This is a genomic window from Falsiphaeobacter marinintestinus, from assembly GCF_007923355.1.
GTDB lineage: Bacteria > Pseudomonadota > Alphaproteobacteria > Rhodobacterales > Rhodobacteraceae > Phaeobacter_A > Phaeobacter_A marinintestinus.
In genome coordinates this window covers 98,958-120,812 of record NZ_VOGO01000007.1, presented here as the reverse complement: position 1 = coordinate 120,812, position 21,855 = coordinate 98,958, and the positions used below count along the sequence as shown (strand labels likewise).

Below are 21,855 nucleotides of genomic sequence, written 5' to 3'. Positions count from 1 at the left end.
GCGACACCACCGGAAATGCGCAAACCTTGACTCATCAATCAATAAAAACGCGCCAATAAACTGCGCGACACAACCGGGAGACTTCTATGAAAGACCAACTGCATTATCTAAGCGGCCTCGTAAACGCAGGGCGCATGTCACGCCGTGAATTCATGGGCCGCGCTGCGGCTCTGGGCCTGACAGCTGCCGCTGCCAGCACCTTTATGTCCAGCGCCGTCATGGCCGCCGGCCCGAAAAAAGGCGGCACGATCCGTATGGGTCTGCAGGGTGGGTCAACCACCGACAGCCTTGATCCGGCACTTGCCGCCAACCAGGTGGCGTTGATGGTCAACCGCCTTTGGGGTGAACCGCTGGTCGATCAGGCCGCTGACGGCAGCATCGAAGGCAAAGTCGCCGAAAGCTTTGAAAGCTCGGCAGATGCGCGCGTCTGGATCTTCAAGATCCGCAATGGCATCACTTTTTCCAACGGCAAGTCGGTCACGGCTGCGGACGTTGTTGAATCGCTGGACCGCCATTCGGGCGAAGACACCAAGTCGGGTGCCCTGGGCATCATGCGTGGCATCAAGAACATGACCGCCGACGGTGACAGTGTCATCATCGAGATGGAAACACCGAACGCCGACTTGCCCTATCTGATGGCCGACTATCACCTGATCATTCAGCCCGGCGGTGGCAAGGACGCCCCCGATGCGGGCATCGGCACCGGTCCTTACGTTCTGAAAGATGTCGACATGGGCGTGCGGTTTGTGGCCGAGAAAAACCCGAACTATTGGGGTGACCTGGGCAACGCCGAAACGATCGAACTGATCGTCATCAACGATAACACGGCCCGTGTTGCAGCCCTGCAGTCCGGTCAGGTTGACTTGATCGACCGTGTGCCGCCACGCACCGCCGGTCTGGTTGCCCGTGCTCCGGGCATCAACGTGCACACCACAAGTGGCCCTGGCCACTATGTGTTCATCGCGCATGTCGACACCGATCCGTTCGCGAACCAGGACGTGATGCTGGCGCTGAAGTACGGCATCAACCGTCAGGAAATGGTCGACAAGATCCTGTTCGGCTATGGATCAGTCGGGAACGACACACCGATCAACGCCGCCTACCCGCTGTTCACTGAATTCGAACAGCGCGAGTATGACCCGGACAAGGCCGCGCACCATATGAAGAAGTCGGGCTATGATGGACCGGTTCTGCTGCGCACCTCGGACAACTCGTTCCCGGGCGCACCGGATGCTGCCGCTCTGTTCCAGCAGTCGCTGGCCGGTGCCGGTATCAAGCTGGACATCAAGCGCGAGCCGAATGATGGCTATTGGTCGGAAGTCTGGAACAACAAGCCGTTCTGCACCAGCTATTGGGGTGGTCGTCCGGTTCAGGATCAGATGTTCACCACCGCCTATCTGTCGACGGCAGACTGGAACGACACGCGGTTCAAGAACGAACAGTTCGACCAGATGTTGCTGTCGGCCCGTGCGGAACTGGATCTGGGCAAGCGCAAGCAAACCTATGCTGACATGGGATCGATCCTGCGTGACGAGGGCGGCCTGATCTGCCCGATGTTCAACGACTTTGTCGACGCCAGCAGCGACCGTATCGCAGGCTGGGTCGAGGGCACCGCAGGCTACGCCCTGATGAACAGCTACGCCCCGCATCGTATGTGGGTGGCATAAGCTGTGCCCCCTATTGTAAAACTGTTGGCCCAGCGCATTGCGCTGGGCCTTTTGCTGCTGTTCCTTGTCTCAATCCTGATTTTCGTCGGGACGATCATCCTGCCGGGAGACGTTGCACAGTCCATTCTGGGCCAGTCGGCCACGCCTGAAGCGCTTGCGAACCTGCGCCGCGATCTTGGCCTGAACGACCCGCCCGTCGCCCGCTATTTCGCCTGGTTGGGTGGCATCCTGCAAGGTGATCTGGGCACCGCACTGACCAGCGGTCAGGATATCGCGACCGCAATCGGATCGCGTTTTTCCAACACGCTGTTTCTGGCCTTCTGGGCCGCGATCATCTCGGTCCCGCTGGCCATTCTGCTGGGGCTGGTTGCCGTTCGCTACAAGGACCGCTGGCCGGACAAGCTGATCTCGGGCGTTACTCTGGCGTCGATTTCGATCCCCGAATTCCTGATCGGCTATGTCGTCATGTACGTGATCGGCGTCAAGCTGCGCTGGTTCCCGTCTGTCGCGATGATCAACGATTCCATGAGCCTGGGCGAAAAGCTGTCCGCGATCGCGATGCCGGTCATGGTGCTGACGCTGGTGGTTCTGGCGCATATGATGCGCATGACCCGCGCCGCGATCCTGAACGTGATGCAATCGGCCTATATCGAGACCGCTGAACTGAAGGGTCTGAGCGGGTTTCAGGTGATCTATCGCCATGCCTTTCCCAATGCTGTCGCCCCTATCGTCAACGTCGTGATGCTGAACCTGGCCTATCTGGTGGTCGGCGTCGTCGTGGTTGAAGTGGTGTTCGTCTATCCGGGTATGGGCCAGTATCTGGTCGATCACGTGTCAAAACGCGACGTGCCCGTGGTGCAGGCCTGCGGTCTGATTTTCGCTGGCGTGTATATTTTGCTGAACATGGTGGCTGATATCGTATCGATCTTGTCCAACCCAAGACTGAGGCATCCGAAATGAGAATACCTTTCGCTGCAGCAGTCGGGCTGTCTTTCACTGCGGTCTACTTTCTGGCCGCTATTTTCGCCCCCTTGATTGCGCCGTATGGCATGGCCGAGATCGTTGGCGATGTCTGGGAGCCGTCATCGGCTGAGCACCTGTTGGGCACCGACAATATCGGTCGCGATCTGTTAAGCCGGATGATCTATGGCGGGCGCACGACAATCTTTATTGCCACTGTCGCCACCATCCTGAGCTTTGTCACCGGATCGACCCTTGGGTTTCTGGCCGCCGTTCTGGGCGGTTGGGCCGATCAGGCGCTGAGCCGGTTTGTCGACCTGCTGATGTCGATCCCATCGCTGATCTTTGCGCTGGTCGTGTTGTCGGTGATGCCGGTAACCACGGGCGTTCTGATCCTGGTCATGGGGTTGCTGGATTCCACCCGTGTGTTCCGGCTGGCCCGTGCGGTCGCCGTGGACATCAACGTGATGGACTATGTCGAAGCCGCGAAACTGCGCGGCGAAGGCCGGGGCTGGATCATCTTCCGTGAGATCCTGCCAAACGCCCTGTCTCCGCTGGTCGCGGAACTGGGTTTGCGGTTCATCTTTATGGTTCTGTTCGTATCGACGCTGTCGTTCCTGGGTCTGGGTGTACAACCACCGCTGGCCGACTGGGGCGGGATCGTAAAAGAGAACAAGGACGGAATCGTCTATGGCATCGGAGCGGCCTTGTGGCCCGCTGTCGCCATCGCGACCTTGGCCATCTCGGTCAATCTGGTTGCGGATTGGGTCCTGAACCGAACCACCAGCCTGAAAGGAGGTCGGGGATGAGCGATCAGCTTTTGAAAGTCCGTGGCCTAAAAATCGGGGCGACGGTTTATCCGCCGGGTGAAAAACCGCACGATATCGAAATCGTCCATGGTGTCGATTTCGATCTGGCAAAAGGCCAGGTGCTGGGCCTGATCGGGGAATCCGGGGCCGGTAAATCCACTATCGGTCTGGCGACGATGGCCTATGGCCGTGGCGGGGTCGAGATCACGGGCGGCGAAGTCTGGGTCAATGGACGTGACATCCTGAAGTCCGGCCTGAAAGACGTGCGGTCCCTGCGTGGGGGCGAAGTCACCTATGTGTCGCAGTCTGCGGCCGCATCGTTCAACCCGGCCAAGAAGATCATGGATCAGGTTGTCGAAGCCGCCGTTGAGCATGGCAAATTTTCACGCAAGGACGCGGAAGAGCGCGCGCGTGTATTGTTTGCCAAGCTGGGTCTGCCCGATCCCGACAACATCGGCAGCCGGTTCCCGCATCAGGTCTCGGGTGGGCAGTTGCAGCGTTGTATGACTGCGCTGGCGCTGTGTCCCGAGCCCGATCTGGTGGTGTTCGACGAACCCACCACGGCACTGGATGTAACCACGCAGATCGACGTGCTGATGGCCATCAAGGAGGCGATCCGGGACACCGGTGTCGCCGCCCTGTACATCACCCACGATCTTGCAGTTGTGGCGCAGGTCAGCGACGACATCATGGTGCTGAAGATGGGTGAGACCGTGGAATACGGCACCACCGATCAGATCATCAACACGCCCAAGGAAGAGTACACTCAGGCGTTGGTGTCGGTGCGCTCGATCGATCACGAAGAAAAGCTGCCCGGCATCGAACCGGTTCTGAAAGTCCAGAACATCACAGCGCGGTATAAAGGCACCAACTTTGACGTGCTGCATGACGTGTCGGTCGATCTGTTTCCCGGGCAGACGCTGGCGGTGGTTGGTGAATCCGGGTCAGGCAAGTCGACGCTGGCGCGGGTGATCACCGGTCTGTTGCCGCCAAGTTCGGGTCGCATCGATTTTGCCGGACGTACCCTGTCACCGGATCTGGCCGGACGCAGCCGCGAAGACCTTCGCGAATTGCAGATGATCTATCAGATGGCCGATGTCGCGATGAACCCGCGCCAGACGGTCGGGACGATCATTGGCAGGCCGCTGGAGTTCTATTTCGGCCTGAGAGGGAGCGAGAAACAAAAACGCATCCAGGAATTGCTGGACGAGATCGAACTTGGTGACGGATTTCAGGATCGCTATCCGGCAGAACTGTCAGGCGGGCAGAAACAGCGCGTCTGTATTGCCCGGGCGCTGGCGGCCAAACCCAAGCTGATCATCTGTGACGAGGTCACCTCGGCACTGGATCCGCTGGTGGCGGACGGCATTCTGAAACTTCTGCTCAATCTGCAAAAGATCGAGGATGTGGCATACCTGTTCATCACCCATGATCTGGCAACTGTTCGGGCCATCGCGGATTCGATTGCGGTGATGTATCAGGGGCGCGTGGTTCGGTATGGCTCGAAAACCGATGTTCTGACACCGCCGTTTGACGACTATACCGACCTTCTGCTGAGCTCGGTTCCCGAGATGAAGCTGGGCTGGCTGGAAGAGGTCATCGCCAATCGTAAGATGGAAAGCGCAGGCAACTAAGCCTGCCCACCTGCACATCTGTCACGGCCAAACTGCGCCCTCGCCCCTTGCGGCGGGGGCGCAGTTGCGTTGGAATGCAGATGATTCAGGGGATGGCCATGACCGAGACCGCCTATTCCGTTCAAAAGCTGCGCAAGATCTACGGTGAAGGCGAGGCCGCCGTGCACGCGCTGCGTGGTGTTGATCTGGACATTCCCAAGGGCGAGTTTGTGGTCCTGCTGGGGCCATCTGGCAGCGGCAAGTCAACCCTGCTGAACATTCTTGGCGGGTTGGATCGGGGCACGGATGGCGACGTGAGGTTCATGCAGCACGATCTGGCGGCGATGAGCGATGCTGAGTTGACCCGGTACCGGCGCGACCACGTCGGGTTTGTGTTTCAGTTCTATAACCTGATGCCCAGTCTGACCGCGCGCGAAAACGTTGAACTGGTCACCGAGATCGCGAGCGACCCGATGGACCCGGACGAGGCGTTGGATCTGGTCGGGCTTGACCACCGCTCGGACCATTTTCCGGCGCAGATGTCGGGCGGGGAACAACAGCGGGTTGCCATTGCGCGGGCGATTGCGAAACGGCCCACGGTGCTGTTCTGCGATGAACCCACCGGGGCGCTGGACAGTACGACCGGGCGCGCTGTGTTGCGGGTGCTGAAGGACGTGAACGAGCGGTTAGGGTCGACCGTTCTGGTCGTCACCCACGCCGCCAGTCAGGCCGCGATGGCGGACCGGGTTGTGCATTTTGCAGATGGGGACGTGCGGGAAGTGATCGTGAACGAAACCAAAAGCACGCCGGATGAGATCGAATGGTGAGGCGCGCATGTCCCCCCTGACGCGAAAACTGTTCCGGGATCTGTGGCGGATCAAGGCTCAGGCCGTCGCCATTGCGATGGTGATTGCGATGGGCGTGTTGATGCAGGTGATGATGACGGGGTTGGTCACGTCACTGGATGAGACCCGGCAGGCGTATTATGACCGATATCGGCTGGCCGATATCTTTGCCTATGTTACCCGCGCGCCGGAACCGATTGTCGCGGACCTGCGCCAGATCCCCGGTGTGGCGCAGGTGGAAACCCGCATCATGGGATCGGCTTTGGTCGATGTGCCCGGTGTCGATGCTCCGCTGCAGGCGCAGGCCGTGTCCCTACCCGACTTTGGCGACCCCCGGCTGAACGATCTATACCTGACCGATGGCCGCAAGCTGGACGGAACACGACCCGATGAGATCCTGCTGCTGAAAGGCTTTGGCGACGCCCATGGGCTGCAGGTTGGCGATACGTTGGCGGCCACGATGAATGGCGCGCGCCGGACCTTTGATATTGTCGGCCTCGTCCAGTCGCCCGAGTTTCTCTATACGATCGCGCCAGGCGAATTTGTATCCGATGACAGCCGGTTCGCGGTGATCTGGGCCGCCCGGTCAACGCTGGCAGCGGCTTATGACCTTGATGGCGCGTTCAACGAGGCGTTGATGTCAATCACGCGCGGCACCGATCCGGCGGCCGTGATGGACGCCGCCGACCGTATCCTCGACCGGTATGGCGGACGCGGCGCCTATGGTGTGGCAGACCTGATTTCAAACCGGTTCATCACCGAAGAAATTGGTGGATTGAGCCGAACCAGTGGCAGCGTGCCTTTGGTGTTTCTGGCTGTGGCCGCGTTTCTGCTGAACATTGTCATCACCCGCATGGTGCAGTCCGAGCGGGAAGAGATCGGGTTGATGAAGGCGTTTGGATATTCCAACTGGCAGGTTGGCGGGCACTACTTTGAGCTTATCCTGACCATCGCCGCAGGCGGGGCGCTGCTGGGCTGCGTGCTGGGCATTGCGGCGGGGCGCGGCATGGTCGATCTCTATCTGAATTACTTCAAGTTCCCCTTCCTTGTCTTCCGGCTGGACCCGTCGGCGTTTGTGATTGGCGTCACGGCCAGCATTCTGTCAGCCTCTGCCGGGGGGCTGTTTGTGCTGCGAAAAGTCTTTGCATTGTCTCCGGCGGTCGCCATGCGCCCTGCGGCCCCACCCGATTATAGCCGCAGCGGGCGGTTCGGTGCTGCGGCGGCCCGGTTCATGGATCAGCCCACCCGCATGGTGCTGCGCCGGTTCACACGCCAGCCGTTTCGCATGGGGGGATCGGTTGTCGGGATCGCCGCCGGGCTTGCGCTGTCAACGGCCATGAGTTCGCTGCTGGCCAACTTTGAGTATATGGTGGATGTGTCGTTCAACGCCATCGACCGCAGCGATGTCACTGTGACGTTCACCCACCCGCTGGAGCGCCGCACCCTGTTCGAACTGGAACGCATCCCCGGCGTGATCGAAGTTGAACCGGTGCGCGATGTCGCCGCCATTCTTGGCCGCGGGGTAAAGACCTATCGCGGCGGGATCTCGGGGCTGGGCGTGGACTCGCGGTTGTATCGCGCGCTGGATGCGAACGAGCGGCCCGTGTTCATGCGCAGCGACGGGATCATCCTGTCGACCGGACTGGCGTCCATCCTTGGCGCCTCGGCTGGCGATATCCTGACTGTTGACGTGCGCGAGGGCCGCCAGCCCGTGGTTGACCTGCCGGTGGTCGCCGTATCGCAAAGCCTGGTGGGGGCACCCGCCTATATGGAAATCGAGGCGCTGAACCGCGCGCTTGGAGAGCCTTTACGCGTGTCGGGGGCCTATCTCAGGATCGATGCGGATCAATCTTCCCAAATCTATAACGCGCTGAAGGATCGGCCCAATGTGGCCGGGGTCAGCCTGAAATCGGATGCCCGCGATGCATTGGTCAAACTGGTGGACGAAGGGCCGGGCAACATGCGCTATGTCATGGCGCTGATCGCGGGCATCATCACATTTGGAGTCGTTTACAATGCGGCCCGGATCGCACAGGCCGAACGATCGCGCGATCTGGCAAGCCTGCGGGTGATCGGGTTCACCAAGGCCGAAGTCGGGTTTGTTTTGCTGGGGGAAATCGGGATCGTGACGTTACTTGCACTGCCGCTTGGATCGGGATTGGGGTATCTTTTGACTTTTGTGGTGGCGGCGGCGTTCAGCACAGAACTGTACCAGATCCTGCCCATCGTGAACCCGGCCAATTACGGCACGGCCATCTTGATCGTCATCGTCGCATCGGCCCTGTCGGCCTGGCTGGTGAAACGTGATATAGACCGGACCGAGCTGGTCCTGGCCTTGAAAACAAGGGAGTAACCACCGTGGCGCACACCCGCAAATATTCCCGCCCGGTTCTGATCGCCGTATCGCTGATACTGGTCGGAGCCGGGTTGACGGTGGCCTTCTGGCCAAAGCCAACCTTGGTCGACACTGCCGACGTGGTCACGGGCCCGATGATCATGACGGTCAACGAAGAAGGCCGCACCGAGGTGCATGAGACTTATGTCGTGTCCGCGCCGGTCGCGGGCGAATTGCAGCGCGTGACATTGCAACCCGGCGACAAGGTGGTGAAGGACGAGACCATTGTTGCGCGGATGTTGCCGACCAATCCATCAGCCCTGGACGTGAGGACCCGTGAACAGGCGCAGGCCGCCGTGCATGCCGCCGAGGCCGCCCTGCGTGTTGCACAGGCGGATCTGAATGCGGCGCGGGCCAATTCCGATTTCGCCGTGTCGGAACTGGAGCGCACCAAGAAACTGATTGAACGCCAGATTGTCAGCGACGTCGCCTTGCAACGCGCCAACCAGACGGCACGGGTCGCCAAGGCTATGGTCGAAACGGCGCTTGCCGCTATCGCCCAGCGCGAGGCAGAACTGAACAACGCCCGTGCCCGGCTGATCGGGTTCGAAGATCAGGGGTTGGCCTCGGCGCTTGGCGAAAGCCTTAAACCGGTGCACTCGATCCTGCTGCGCTCGCCCATCGACGGGACGGTGTTGAAGGTGATCACCAAAAGCGAAAAGACCCTGCTTGCGGGGGAGCCGATCCTTGAGATTGGCGATGTGACCGGTGATCTTGAAGTGGTTGCCGAACTGTTGTCATCCGATGCGGTGCAGGTTCAACCGGGTCATCGTGTCATCATCACCAACTGGGGCGGTGCCGGCGACCTGCACGGGGTGGTCGATCGGATCGATCCTTACGGGTACACTAAGTTTTCGGCGCTTGGGGTCGAAGAACAGCGCGTCGAAACGCGGATCGATTTCACCGACGCCAAGCAGGATCGGGCCAATCTGGGTCACGGGTACCGGGTCGAGGTGCGTATCGTGGTGTGGGAGCGCGACGATGCTTTGATCGTGCCGTCCGCCGCCTTGTTCCGGCAAGGCCGCGACTGGGCCGTCTTCGAAGTGTCGGACGGGGTCGCGACCCTGAAACGGGTCAGCATCGGCCGCAACAACGGTATCGAAGCCGAAGTTCTGGATGGGTTGGAGGATGGCAGCCGCGTTGTGCTGTTCCCGGCGTCCACGCTGGAAGATGGCGCGCCGGTCGAGGAACGCGGCTGAGGGGTCAGACCCGTTCAATCCCGATTGCGATCCCCTGCCCGACGCCGATGCACATGGTGGCCAGCCCTAGTTTGCCGCCGGTCTTTTGCAGTTCACGCATCGCGGTGCCGGTGATCCGCGCCCCCGACATGCCCAGCGGATGGCCCAGCGCGATGGCCCCGCCATTGGGATTCACATGGGCTGCGTCATCGGCGATGCCAAGACCGCGCAAAACGGCGAGCCCCTGGGCCGCGAAGGCCTCGTTCAGTTCGATCACATCGAAATCAGTTGGTTTAATGTTCAGCAATGTGCACAACCGTTCGGTTGCAGGTTGCGGGCCAATGCCCATGATCCGGGGCGCTACGCCGGCTGTCGCTCCACCCAGAACACGCGCAATCGGGGTGAGTCCGTGCTTTTTGGCAGCCGCTTCAGAGGCGATGATCAGGGCCGCAGCGCCATCATTCACGCCTGATGCGTTTCCGGCAGTCACCGATCCGCCCTTGCGGAAGGGGGTTGCCAGTTTGGCCAGCTTTTCCAACGAGGTTGCGCGGGGGTGTTCGTCGGTGTCAAAGACAATCGGATCGCCTTTGCGCTGCGGGATGGTGACCGGAACGATTTCTTCTGCCAGACGACCAGAAGCAATAGCGGCGGCTGCCTTATCCTGCGAGCGCAGGGCGAAAGCATCTTGGGCTTCGCGGCTGATATCAAAATCTTCGGCCACGTTTTCAGCGGTTTCGGGCATCGAATCGACGCCGTATTGCGCCTTCATCAGCGGGTTGACGAAGCGCCAGCCGATGGTGGTGTCGTGGACCTCGTTCGCGCGGGAAAAGGCGCTTGTGGCCTTGGGCATCACAAACGGCGCGCGGGTCATGCTTTCGACGCCACCAGCAACGATCAATTCGGCTTCGCCTGCCTTGATGGCGCGGGCTGCCGTGATGATCGCGTCCATGCCAGATCCACACAGGCGGTTGACCGTCGCGCCCGGAATGCTGTCGGGAAACCCGGCCAGCAACAACGACATGCGGGCCACATTGCGGTTGTCTTCGCCCGCCTGATTGGCGCAACCAAAGATGACTTCGTCGATGGCGGCCAGATCAAGGCTCGCGTTGCGCTCGGCCAATGCTCTTAACGGGACGGCCCCCAGATCGTCGGCGCGTACGGTCGACAGGCTGCCGCCAAAGCGCCCTATTGGGGTACGGATGTAGTCACAGATATATGCGTCGGCCATGAGCGTCCTCCTGAGTCACGAGTGCCCTGCGCTTTCTGGGGAAAAACTGCAGGACCCCGGCCATAATTCGTGTGGCACCAGCGCAATTCAGCAATACGGGGTGCCTTATTCTGCATTCCAAAAGGAATTTCCGCAGATATCGATATAGGAGATACCTGACGCCCGCAATGGATCGGACGGCCGCTTGGCGCGACCGTCCGTCGCTTACAGCCCCTTGGCGCGATAGCTGGCCGCGACCTTGTCGATGCTGACCAGATAGGCCGCCATGCGCAAGTCACCGACATCGGCGCGGTCATGCCAGACCTCGCGCATGGACTGGTAGGCGATGCGCATCGTGTCATCGAGCCCCGAGCGGACCAGTTCAAGTTCGCCTGCCCCCTTGAGGTACTTCTGTTTGAAGTCAGGCGAGATCGACCATGCGTCCCCCAGATAGTCGTCAAGGCGCTGCAGTTCGTCCAGCAGCAACTGGTGGCGCGCCTCTTCCTGACGGCGCTGCATCCGGCCAAAACGGATATGGCTGAGGTTCTTGACCCATTCAAAATAGCTGACCGTGACGCCCCCGGCATTGGCATAAAGGTCGGGAATGATCACTGTGCCCTTGTCGCGCAGAATCTCATCCGCGCTGGCGGTGATTGGGCCATTGGCCGCTTCGATGATCAGCGGGGCCTTGATCCGGGCCGCGTTTTCAAGGTGGATCACCCCTTCGAGCGCCGCCGGGATCAGGATATCACAGTCTTCTTCCAGCAATGCAGCGCCCTCGGGTGAATAGGTCGCGTCCGGAAAGCCCGAGACCCCGCCATGACGGGTCAGCCAGTGCTGCACCGCTTCGACATCGAGGCCGCCGGGATGATACAGCCCGCCGTCGCGTTCGATGATCCCGGTGATGATTGCCCCGTCTTCCGCGGACAGGAATTTCGCGGCGTGATAGCCCACATTGCCCAGCCCTTGCACGATCACACGTTTACCGTCCAGCGTCCCCTGGAGGTTGGCCTTGTCCACGTCGCGCTTGTCGCGGAAGAATTCGCGCAAAGCATATTGCACGCCCCGCCCGGTGGCTTCGACACGGCCCGAGATACCGCCTGCATTCAATGGCTTACCCGTGACGCAGGCGCGCGCGTTGATATCGGTGGTGTTCATGCGGGCGTACTGATCGGCGATCCAGGCCATCTCGCGCTCGCCGGTGCCCATATCGGGCGCGGGGACGTTCTGGCTGGGGTTGATCAAATCGCGCTTTGCCAATTCATAGGCAAAGCGACGGGTGATCCTTTCAAGCTCGTGTTCTTCGTATTGCCGCGGGTCGATACACAGCCCGCCCTTTGAGCCACCAAACGGCGTTTCGACCAGCGCACATTTATAGGTCATCAGCGCTGCCAGCGCTTCGACTTCGTCCTGATTGACCGACATCGCATAGCGGATGCCGCCCTTGACCGGTTCCATGTGTTCGGAGTGCACTGAACGGTACCCGGTGAAGGTCTGAATATCGCCCCGCAGGCGGACGCCAAAACGGACCGTGTAGGTCGCGTTGCAAACGCGGATCTTTTCTTCCAGCCCCGGCGAAAGATCCATCAGGGCAACCGCCCTGTTGAACATCATGTCGACGCTTTCGCGGAAAGTTGGCTCGTTCCTTTTCAACATGTAACGTCCTCCCTGTTTACACGGCGCTGTAACCGCTACGCCTTGGTTAACAGTTGCGGCATTTTTGTGCGTTTTGCAAAAGGCGTTTGCGCATCGGATAGCGAATCAAACCTTCGATATCGTTCCCAGATTGGAAACAAGCGTCCGAGAGTCATGCGTATTGTCGTTAACCTTTACGTAAACCTACCGAATTCTGACCCCTTTGTGCCTAAATTCGGACACCTTCCTTTGGCATTAACAACTTGGCGGTATGTGTCCGGAGTACGTGACATTCCGCTGTAAGGAAGAGGTGCGTCATGTATGATTCAGAAACTTTTGCCGCCCGGCCTGACGTCGGCTGGCGGTCCCAAATCCCTCAGCGGGTGGGTCGCTTTGCAGACGGTTTCATTCGTCGCGAAGACGGCACATTTGTGGTGTTTGGCGTCTATGTCTTTCTGATCATCCTGATGTTCGCAGGCATCGGAATCGACCTGATGCGGTACGAACGCGACCGCGCCGAATTGCAGTACACCTTGGACCGCGCCGTGCTGGCTGCGGCTGACCTTGACCAAGATCTGGATCCCCAGTCCGTGGTTCAGGATTATTTCAACAAGGCGGGACTGGGCGATTATCTGGCAGATGTGACCGTCAACGAAGGTCTTGGGTACCGGGTTGTGTCGGCGAACGCGTCATCTGACATGTCCACCCAGTTCATGCATATGACCGGCGTCGAAACGCTGACCGTTCCAGCCGCCAGCACTGCGGAAGAGCGTATTGATGGCGTTGAGATTTCGCTGGTTCTGGATGTGTCGGGGTCGATGAATTCGAACAGCCGCCTGTACAACCTGAAAATCGCCGCCAGGGACTTTATCGATCAGATGGTCGACAACTCGGAAGAAGACAAACTGTCGATTTCGATCGTTCCCTATGCCACGCAGGTGTCGCTGCCCGACGATATGATGGATGAGTTCAACGTCACGAACGAACACAGCTATTCGAACTGCATCAACTTTGAGGGCAGTGCGTTCAACACGACCAGTGTCAGTACAGTGGCCGAACTGGAACGGACCATGCATTTCGATCCATGGTACGACTGGGATGGCCGCGACAACGACCCTGAAGAACTGATCGGTATGGACGACGGGTACAATAGCTCGTTGCCAGTTTGCGAAGCGATGGCGAACCGCGAGATCCTGCCGTTGTCCAAGGACCGTCAGGAATTGAAAGACTATATCACCGCCCTTACAGCGCGGGGAAACACCTCGATCGATCTCGGGATGAAATGGGGAACGGCCCTGCTTGATCCAAGCCTGCAAGGCCCGGTCGATGGGATGATTGCCGACGGCAAGATCGATGTCGCCTTTGATGCCCGCCCGCATGACTACGACGACGGTGAAACCCTGAAGGTCATCGTGTTGATGACGGACGGCCAGAACACCAGCCAGTATTACATCGAGGACGATTTTCGGCGCGGCGACTCCAACATCTGGTGGAATACTCAAGAAGAAGAATACTCGGTTTATGTCGGCCTCGACACAGACGACGAGGACAACGATGACAACACTTTGGAGCCGCTTTTCTACTGGCCCTTCAACAACACGTGGAACGACCATGCTTATGGTGAAGGGACCTTTGAAGAAACGACCTATGAAAACACGGACGAGTGTATTTCGTATCGCAGAAGCGGATCTTGCCGCCGGTATGCCACCGTTGCCACAACAGTCACCGTTGATGAGCCTGGAGAGGCCGAGATTCTGACCTATGGCGATCTCTATGCCTATACCACGCTGGAGTGGATCGTTGAGGATCTGTACGAGCCATGGATGAATGACAGCGACGCATGGAACGACTGGTACTACGCCGTTCGCAGCTATGTCGGGTCCAGCACCAAGGACACGCGCACCCGGGCGATCTGTGAAGAAGCGAAGGATGAGAACATCATCGTCTTTACCATCGGCTTTGAAGCGCCATCCCGCGGCCAGGAAGTTCTGGAAGACTGTGCAAGTTCGCCTGCCCATTACTTTGACGTGGACGGGCTGGAAATCACCGATGCGTTTTCGTCGATCGCGTCTTCGATCCGCAAACTGAGGCTGACACAATGAGACATTGGTTCCGATCACGCCTGAAACGCTTTGCCCGATCCGAGGGCGGCCAGTCGACCGTGGAATTCGCCATCGCCTTTCCGGCCGTTATCACAATCATGCTGTCGGGAATCGAGCTTGGCTTTGTGTCGCTCAACCACTCGATGCTTGAGCGCGCCATGGACATGACTGTCCGCGACATTCGACTGGGCACCGGAACGGCACCGCAGCATGACGAGATCAAATCGCTGATCTGCGCGCGTGCCGGTTTCATAGAAGGGTGCAGCAGCAACCTGCGTCTGGAGATGATCCAGGTTGACCCCCGCAACTGGAGCGGATTGGACACCAATGCTGACTGCACCGATCAGTCAGAAGAAGTATCGCCGGTTCGTAACTTTGAAAACGGCCAGGACAACGAGCTGATGATCCTGCGGGCCTGCGTGAAAATCGACCCGATCTTTCCGACCACGGGTCTGGGTGCGAATATGCCCCAGGATTCATATGGTCAGTACTCCCTTGTAGCGACTTCGGTCTTTGTTCAAGAACCGCGATAAAACCAATGAAACTTGTAAAATTTCGCCAGTACGCCAAATCGTTCCTGTCCGGAACGGACGGCAATGTGACCATCGAATTCGTGATGGTGATGCCGTTCCTGTTCTGGGCCTTCATGGCATCTTATGTGTTCTTTGACGGCTTCCGCCAAAGTACCCTGAATGTGAAAGCGGCCTATACGATCAGCGATCTGATCTCGCGCGAGACGCAACCGATCAACGACGACTATGTCGACAGCATGGTCGAGCTGATGGAAGCCATGACCCGGTCACGGTCGCAGGTGCGCATGCGGATCAGTGTGATCCGCTGGGACGAGGAAGATAACAGGTACTATGTGGACTGGTCGGCCACGCGCGGGCTGGGCACCGAACGCACCGATGAAACCATCAGCCACATTCGGGATCAGTTGCCGTCAATGCCGGATGATGAACGCGTCATCCTGGTCGAAACTGCCAACAAATTCATACCGCTCTATAACATCGGCATGGACGATAAGAACTTGAAGAACATCGTCTTTACCAGACCGCGCTTTGCGCCTCAGGTGGTGTGGTCAGATTCCTGATCCCGCTGCATGAGCTGGGCGGCGAGCATTTCTGACATGAATTTAGTCTGGGACGCCGGCGTCACGCCACCGATCCCGATGCGCCGCCCCATCCGCCACCACAGACCGGGTCGCCAGACCCGGTTGCCCCGCGTCTTGAGGGTGATCAGGAATCCGTTGGACGGCTTGAACGCGAACACGCCGCGTTCAACCGTTTTGATGTCTTCGATCCGGGCCAGAACGATGCCTTCGGTCGATTTCAGTTCGGTTTCGGTCAGTTCCAGTTTGTGCTCGGTGGCGCGGCGCATGCGATCAGCCATCCAGAAGGCCCCAAGTCCGGTCCCGATCAGAAACACCTGCCATTCAAACGCTGGCGGCGTTGCCATCGCGACGTAGATCACCACGGCGCCAACGATCATCAGCATCCCGACGCCGGTCCAGCGTCGGGCCTGTGACGCGCTCACTGTCGCAAAAACTTCGTCCATAGTCCGCATCTCCACCCATTGCGCTGGCGGGCATACCCGGAAACGCGGGCGGCGAGAACCCTATTCTGCTGCCGGGCGGTGAATGACAACCTCGGCGCCCTGTTCTTCGGGTTCATCATCAGTCATTTCGGACGGGAAACCGGGGGCGCGGATCTCAAGCCCTGTGACCTCTTCCAGACGCCTGATGATGTTCGGCGACAGTTCGCGCGGGCCGAACCGCTCGATCCCATCGGCAAAGATCGAGATCAACAGCGGGTTCAGTTCAATCGGCACCCCGGCCCGGTCGGCGACGTCCTGAAACAGACCGATATCCTTGGCCACCAGATCCATGGTGAACGAAATATCGCGGCTGCCGTTCAGGATTACCTGGCTTTCGGTTTCGTGCACAAAGGAATTCCCGGACGAAATCCGGATCGCTTCGAACGCGGTGTTCAGGTCCATGCCCGCGCCTTTGCAAACGGTTAGTGCCTCGGCGCAGCTGACAAGGTTGGCTGTGGCCAGAAAGTTGGTCACAACCTTGAGCACGCTGGCGCTGCCCAGGTCTCCGGTGTGCAGCACACGGCGGCCCATGACGGTCAACAGGGGCAGGATCCGGTCGAACGTCGCGCGATCACAGCCTGCAAAAATCGCGATATTGCCGGTGGCGGCGCGGTGGCATCCGCCAGAGACGGGACAATCCACGGCCGCACCACCGCGCGCGATGACGTCGGCGCCCAGCCGTTTGACTTCGGCCTCGTCCGTCGTGGACATCTCCATCCAGATCTTGCCGGGTCCGACCTCATCCAGCATCTGCTGCATGACCGCATCAGACGCCGCAGGGCTGGGCAGACAGGTGATGACCGCGTCGCAAGTGCGCATCATGTCCTCAGGGCTTTCGCCTGCTGTCGCGCCCAAGGCGACAAATCCGGCCACCCGTTCGGCATCAAGGTCGTGGACCTGAATGTCCACGCCATTGCGCACGAGGCTTCCCGCCAGCTTGCCGCCGACATTTCCCAATCCGATAAATCCAATTTGCATATCTGCACTCCGCTGATTTGCCGACAAGGTTGATGGAAGAATTACGACAGTCGCTTCTGTTTGCGACGCCTGACCTTAGGAAATGTCGCGTGGTCGGTCAGCCCGGAATATTGCAAAAATGCACAGGACTGGTGAATTGGTCCAGATTGCGAAGTCAGGCGCGCAGACTATCTTGGGTTTCAACTGCGGAAATGCATCGGAGACCTGATATGTCCATTCGCCCAACACTTGAAACCCGCCGCGCCCAACCGACGCTGGAAGGGGCCGGTGTGAAACTGCACCGCGCGTTCGGCTTTCAGGATCCGTCCGAACTGGACCCATTTTTGTTGTTTGACGAGTTCGGAAGCAACAACCCCGAGGATTACTTGCAAGGCTTTCCCTGGCACCCACACCGCGGCATCGAAACGATCACCTATGTGCTGTCAGGGTCAGTCGAGCATGAGGATTCACTGGGCAATACCGGCACGCTGGGTGCTGGCGATGTGCAGTGGATGACGGCCGGGTCAGGCATCCTGCATCAGGAAATGCCCGGGGCCAGTGCGACCGGCCATATGCATGGGTTTCAATTGTGGGGCAATCTGCCCGGCAGCCAGAAAATGACCACGCCGCGCTATCAGGATGTGACGGCTGGCGATATCCCCGAGATCATTGATGATGACGGCACCCGTGTGAAGGTGATCGTGGGGGAATTCTGGGGCAAGACCGGTCCGGTGGACGGTATCGCCGCCGATCCGCAATATCTGGACATCCGGGTGCCTGCCGGTGTGACCAAGACGTTCCGCATCGACACATATCGCCGGGCGTTTGCCTATATTTTTGAAGGCGACGCTGCGTTCGCTGATGCGTCTGCTCCGTCTGGCGTGCTGCTGGAAAAGGAAATCGCCGGGCAAGAGGTGAATATCCGGGACATGTCGGGGGACCGCACGCTGGTCCGGTTCGGCACCGGTGACGAGGTGACCGTTCAGGCCGGGCCGAAGGGTGTTCGGTTTCTGCTGATCTCGGGGGCGCCGATTGACGAGCCTGTGGCCTGGCACGGGCCAATCGTGATGAACACGCAGGCCGAGTTGCAGCAAGCGTTCAAGGATCTGCGCAACGGCACGTTCATCCGCCCTGCACATTAGAGTCAGGGCCTTCAGACCAGCGAGGGCTGCAGTGCGTCATGATCGTCAGATGTAGTTCATCATCTTCGAGACCCAGAACAGGATCTCAGCCAATGCCGAGATCGGCCCTGCGCCATCGGTGATCACCAGCGCAGTGCCCGATGCCCCCAGGCGCACGGCGTTGGCGGCCAGGTTATCGGGAACTTCAATAATCACCACATATTGTGAAGCACCCGCGATCTCTTGCAGGGACGGTAGGCCGCCTCTGGCATCAATCGTACCTTCATTCGTGGCGGGCGGGATCGTCAGAATGGTCGCTTCGAATTCCTGCCCCGGCATAGTCCCCAATGCGACCCGAATGACATCGCCGACCGACACGTTGGGAAAACTGCTTTGTGGCAGGCTGGCAAAAAGCGTTCGATCACCGGGAATGACAAAATTGACCGCGCCTTGCAAAGGGGACACGCGATTTCCCGGCCTGAGGGACAGCCCTGTCACAATGCCGTCGGCCGGCGCACGCACAACAGTCTGATCAAGCGCCCACTGCGCCTGAACAAGCGCCTCTTCGACCTCGACGATACCGACATCAACCCCATCGATCTGCGCCGCGATGCGCCGCTCAAGGCCCGCCTTGCGCGCCAGGGCGGCGCGAAGCCCCGCCTCCAATTGTTCAATAGTCGAGACTGCTTCTTGCAACTGGAACTCGGACGATGCTCCACGATCAGCCAGCTGCATGAAGTCATCCCGCCGCTGCACGCCAAAGACCAGTTGGGCCTGTAACGATTCAATGTCTGCTTCGGCGGCCTGCAAGTCAGTGGCCAATTGGTCCGCTGCCGATTGTGCGGATGCGAGCGTTGCATTTAATCGCGCGACCTCGGCCGTCTGAGTCGTGTTGTCGATGCGGAACAGAACATCCCCCTTGGCCACCGATTGATTTGCCTCGACAGACACTTCGGTTACTGGCCCGGCCACGTTCGGCGCAATGCTGATAGCCGTGCCCTGAACCGAAACTGGCCCGGATGGCGTCGTGTGATTAAGCGCCCCGATCACCACAAGCGCGATCACCAGCGCGCCTGTATACACCACGCCTTTCGAAAGGCCGTTCCAGGGAAGCAGTTTCAGCTTGGAGAAAACCAGCCAGACAATGCCGAAATACAAACCTAGGACAATGAGCATCGGGCGCTCCTTTCGGTTGATTGATCTTGCAGCGCCGAAGTGGGCCGCTGATCAGAATGATCCAGTAGGCGTGGCAGGAACACGTTTCTCGTGTCTGAGGTCATGCGGACACCCTGGTCACGGTCTGCTAACGCCGGTCCAAATCAGTTTGGGGCACTTGAGGCCGCACCGCAACTGCAAGAAAGCCCTCTGATCAGGTGATCGCACCGGGCAGTTGCGCGCTTAGGCCGCCATGGCTTTACGCACCATGTCCCAATAGATCGTTTCGACCTGATCCAGGGACAATCGACCGCCCGCCCGATACCAGGTGGTCACGCCATTCAGCATGCCGATCACGGCCAGAGTCGCGACTTTGGTGTCGGGGATCGAGAACACGCCCTCGGTGACGCCGGTTCGAAGGATACCTTCCAGTTCGTCTTCATACTGGCCCCGTAGCACCCCGATCACTTCGAAATTCTCGGGCGTCAGGTTGCGCAGTTCCATGTAGGCGATGAACATCTCGTCGGGGCGCTCAAGGTGAAACCGGATGTGGAATCGGGTGAACGCCTCAAGCTGCGCCATTGCACCGCTCGGCGTTTCCGCTGTGCGGCGCGCGGCAAGAAGTTGCTCAAGATGGTCCTTCATCAGCGTGAACAGAAGGCTCTGTTTGTCGGGCGTATAGTTGTAAAGCGCCCCGGCCTGCACGCCGACCTCGCCAGCGATCTGGCGCATGGATACGGCGGCATAGCCGTGACGTGCGAACAGGTGCAGGGCCGCGTCGTTGATGCGTGGGCCGGTGATGTCTGAATGTGAACCTGCGGTGCGTGCCATGTGATAACGGTATCTGAACATCTGTTCAGAAAAAACCCCTGCTTGCGTCAAAGTGATTCACCGGGCATGAACGGGGTTCTGCTGCTGAATTGTCTGCCAATGTTGTTTCGACCTGTTTCCCGGCTGTTGTTGCTGGCTTGCGCGCTCGCGTCGGGCCTGTCTGGCTGTGTCGATATCCCGGAATTGGATGAGGGAATATCGGAACGGCTACGGGATGCGGATTATCCGGCGCTTGTTCCGATCGAAACCGCGCTGGCCATCAGGACTCCACAAGCTGGCACGGCAGAAGAGGTTGATGCCGAGCTGGCCGCACGCCGCGCCCGGTTGGAACAACGGGCCGCCGCACTGCGCAAGCCAATTCTTGATGCTGAATCGCGCACCCGGCTTGGAGAAACCGTCGGAGAGTGACTTTGACGCCCGGCTCTCCGTTGCGCAGCACCGATGAAACCGCTAAGCCACGCGTCGAAAGATCACCAAGATGAAGGAATACGGACGATGACTGCAGCCTTGCGCCTAGGGATCGCCGGTCTGGGGACCGTCGGAGCCGGAGTTGTCAAAATCGTCCGCCGTCAGGCCGCGTTGCTTGAGGCCCGCACGGGGCAGCGGATCGAGATTACAGCCGTCAGCGCCCGCGACCAGAGCAAGGATCGCGGTGTGAACCTGTCGTCCTATGCGTGGGAGACCGATCCGGTGGCTTTGGCGGTGCGCGACGATGTTGATGTGTTTGTCGAACTGATGGGCGGGTCGGAAGGCCCGGCCAAACTGGCGACCGAGGCCGCACTGGCGGCTGGCAAGGACGTGGTCACCGCCAACAAAGCGCTGTTGGCCATTCATGGGCAAGCCTTGGCCGAACAGGCCGAAAGCGCGGGCCGCGTTATCCGGTACGAAGCTGCCGTTGCAGGTGGCATCCCGGTGATCAAGACCCTGACCGAAGGGCTGGCCGGAAACGAAATCACCCGCGTCATGGGCGTGATGAACGGCACCTGCAACTATATCCTGACGCGGATGGAAAGTGCCGGGCTGGGGTACAACACGGTCTTCGACGAAGCCGCAGCGTTGGGGTATCTTGAGGCGGATCCCAATCTGGACGTGGGTGGGATTGATGCCGGGCACAAGCTGGCCATCCTGTCCGCCATTGCGTTCGGCACCAAACCCGATTTCGACGGGATCGAGATTGAAGGCATCCAGAACGTCACCATCGAAGACATCCGGCAAGCGGCTGATATGGGGTTCCGTATCAAACTGTTGGGGGTGGCTCAGCGCAGCCCGCGCGGGTTGGTGCAGCGCATGCAGCCCTGTCTGGTGCCTGCGAATTCGCCGCTTGGGCAGCTTGAGGGCGGCACCAACATGGTCGTGATCGAAGGCGATGCCGTGGAACAGGTTGTTCTGCGCGGCCCCGGTGCGGGCGAAGGCCCGACTGCCAGCGCCGTGCTGGGCGATATCTGCGATCTGGCACGCGGTTTGCGCATCGCGACATTTGGCCAACCGGCCGCGACTTTGGAAGACGCGCCCGCTGCCAGCACCGGCCTGCCCGCTCCTTACTATTTGCGGATGGCGCTGGCTGACAAACCCGGCGCATTGGCCAAGGTTGCGGCTGTGTTGGGTGAAGCAGGCGTGTCCATCGACCGGATGCGGCAGTACAGCCATGATGACGCCACGGCGCCCGTTCTGATCGTCACCCACAAGACCACCCGCGCGGCCCTGAATCAGGCGCTGGACGCAATGAAGACAACCGACGTGGTCGCGACCGTGCCAGTGGCTTTGCGGATCGAACAGGTCTGATC

At 59.7% G+C, this 21,855-nt stretch carries 19 protein-coding genes; 13 read left to right on the top strand and 6 right to left on the bottom strand.

The annotated features are described in order from the left end of the window. Window positions 1–86: 86 nt before the first annotated feature. The 7 genes from FOY56_RS15755 to FOY56_RS15725 all read left to right on the top strand — a co-directional run bounded on the left by FOY56_RS15755 (window position 87) and on the right by FOY56_RS15725 (window position 9,488). Window positions 87–1,667, top strand: coding sequence for an ABC transporter substrate-binding protein (locus FOY56_RS15755; RefSeq protein WP_146346829.1), 1,581 nt, complete (start codon window positions 87–89; stop codon window positions 1,665–1,667). A gap of 3 nt (window positions 1,668–1,670) precedes the next feature. Continuing rightward, a complete protein-coding gene (locus FOY56_RS15750) occupies window positions 1,671–2,627 on the top strand; it encodes an ABC transporter permease (protein ID WP_146346828.1) in 957 nt (318 codons plus the stop codon). Continuing rightward, window positions 2,624–3,436 carry an ABC transporter permease gene (locus FOY56_RS15745; protein WP_146346827.1) on the top strand — a complete coding sequence of 271 codons (813 nt, stop codon included), beginning with the start codon at window positions 2,624–2,626 and terminating at the stop codon, window positions 3,434–3,436. The genes FOY56_RS15750 and FOY56_RS15745 overlap by 4 nt, the downstream gene beginning before the upstream one ends. Next, on the top strand, window positions 3,433–5,070 hold the full coding sequence (locus FOY56_RS15740; protein ID WP_146346826.1) for an ABC transporter ATP-binding protein: 1,638 nt from the start codon (window positions 3,433–3,435) through the stop codon (window positions 5,068–5,070). The genes FOY56_RS15745 and FOY56_RS15740 overlap by 4 nt, the downstream gene beginning before the upstream one ends. Window positions 5,071–5,168: 98 nt before the next feature. Next, entirely contained in the window at window positions 5,169–5,876 is a 708-nt protein-coding gene (locus FOY56_RS15735; RefSeq protein WP_146346825.1) for an ABC transporter ATP-binding protein, read from the top strand. Window positions 5,877–5,883: 7 nt separating this feature from the next. Beyond that, window positions 5,884–8,247 (top strand): ABC transporter permease, encoded by a 2,364-nt coding sequence (locus FOY56_RS15730; protein WP_146346824.1) that lies wholly within the window; start codon window positions 5,884–5,886, stop codon window positions 8,245–8,247. A gap of 5 nt (window positions 8,248–8,252) precedes the next feature. After that, window positions 8,253–9,488: an efflux RND transporter periplasmic adaptor subunit gene (locus FOY56_RS15725; protein WP_146346823.1), complete on the top strand. Its 1,236-nt coding sequence runs from the start codon at window positions 8,253–8,255 to the stop codon at window positions 9,486–9,488. Window positions 9,489–9,492: 4 nt separating this feature from the next. On the opposite strand, the gene pcaF is transcribed toward FOY56_RS15725, so the two are convergent. Next, window positions 9,493–10,695 carry a 3-oxoadipyl-CoA thiolase gene (gene pcaF, locus FOY56_RS15720; protein ID WP_146346822.1) on the bottom strand — a complete coding sequence of 401 codons (1,203 nt, stop codon included), beginning with the start codon at window positions 10,693–10,695 and terminating at the stop codon, window positions 9,493–9,495. A 204-nt stretch (window positions 10,696–10,899) separates the two neighbouring features. Further along, the gene (locus tag FOY56_RS15715; RefSeq protein WP_146346821.1) at window positions 10,900–12,330 is read right to left on the bottom strand and encodes a Glu/Leu/Phe/Val family dehydrogenase; all 1,431 of its coding nucleotides are present in this window, start codon (window positions 12,328–12,330) and stop codon (window positions 10,900–10,902) included. Between the two features lie 296 nt (window positions 12,331–12,626). Here FOY56_RS15715 and FOY56_RS15710 point away from each other — a divergent pair, with 296 nt between their 5' ends. From FOY56_RS15710 to FOY56_RS15700, 3 genes are read left to right on the top strand one after another with little or no spacing between them, the layout of a single operon-like run. After that, window positions 12,627–14,411 (top strand): pilus assembly protein, encoded by a 1,785-nt coding sequence (locus FOY56_RS15710; RefSeq protein ID WP_146346820.1) that lies wholly within the window; start codon window positions 12,627–12,629, stop codon window positions 14,409–14,411. Further along, the gene (locus tag FOY56_RS15705; RefSeq protein ID WP_146346819.1) at window positions 14,408–14,944 is read left to right on the top strand and encodes a TadE/TadG family type IV pilus assembly protein; all 537 of its coding nucleotides are present in this window, start codon (window positions 14,408–14,410) and stop codon (window positions 14,942–14,944) included. The genes FOY56_RS15710 and FOY56_RS15705 overlap by 4 nt, the downstream gene beginning before the upstream one ends. 5 nt (window positions 14,945–14,949) lie before the next feature. Continuing rightward, a complete protein-coding gene (locus FOY56_RS15700; RefSeq protein WP_146346818.1) occupies window positions 14,950–15,504 on the top strand; it encodes a TadE/TadG family type IV pilus assembly protein in 555 nt (184 codons plus the stop codon). Here the strand turns inward: FOY56_RS15700 and FOY56_RS15695 are convergent. Continuing rightward, window positions 15,480–15,968: a hypothetical protein gene (locus FOY56_RS15695; protein ID WP_246139505.1), complete on the bottom strand. Its 489-nt coding sequence runs from the start codon at window positions 15,966–15,968 to the stop codon at window positions 15,480–15,482. The genes FOY56_RS15700 and FOY56_RS15695 overlap by 25 nt on opposite strands. 60 nt (window positions 15,969–16,028) lie before the next feature. Continuing rightward, entirely contained in the window at window positions 16,029–16,985 is a 957-nt protein-coding gene (locus tag FOY56_RS15690) for an NAD(P)-dependent oxidoreductase (protein WP_146346816.1), read from the bottom strand. A 209-nt stretch (window positions 16,986–17,194) separates the two neighbouring features. Between FOY56_RS15690 and FOY56_RS15685 the strand changes: the two genes are divergently transcribed. Then, complete coding sequence (locus tag FOY56_RS15685) at window positions 17,195–18,106, top strand: pirin family protein (RefSeq protein WP_146346815.1); 912 nt, start codon at window positions 17,195–17,197, stop codon at window positions 18,104–18,106. A gap of 45 nt (window positions 18,107–18,151) precedes the next feature. On the opposite strand, the gene FOY56_RS15680 is transcribed toward FOY56_RS15685, so the two are convergent. Both FOY56_RS15680 and FOY56_RS15675 read right to left on the bottom strand, forming a co-directional pair. Further along, window positions 18,152–19,261 (bottom strand): HlyD family secretion protein, encoded by a 1,110-nt coding sequence (locus FOY56_RS15680; protein WP_146346814.1) that lies wholly within the window; start codon window positions 19,259–19,261, stop codon window positions 18,152–18,154. Window positions 19,262–19,483: 222 nt separating this feature from the next. Next, a complete protein-coding gene (locus FOY56_RS15675; protein ID WP_146346813.1) occupies window positions 19,484–20,071 on the bottom strand; it encodes a TetR/AcrR family transcriptional regulator in 588 nt (195 codons plus the stop codon). A 66-nt stretch (window positions 20,072–20,137) separates the two neighbouring features. Here FOY56_RS15675 and FOY56_RS15670 point away from each other — a divergent pair, with 66 nt between their 5' ends. Both FOY56_RS15670 and FOY56_RS15665 read left to right on the top strand, forming a co-directional pair. Further along, window positions 20,138–20,479: a hypothetical protein gene (locus FOY56_RS15670; RefSeq protein ID WP_146346812.1), complete on the top strand. Its 342-nt coding sequence runs from the start codon at window positions 20,138–20,140 to the stop codon at window positions 20,477–20,479. Between the two features lie 87 nt (window positions 20,480–20,566). After that, window positions 20,567–21,853: a homoserine dehydrogenase gene (locus tag FOY56_RS15665; protein WP_146346811.1), complete on the top strand. Its 1,287-nt coding sequence runs from the start codon at window positions 20,567–20,569 to the stop codon at window positions 21,851–21,853. Window positions 21,854–21,855: the final 2 nt, after the last annotated feature.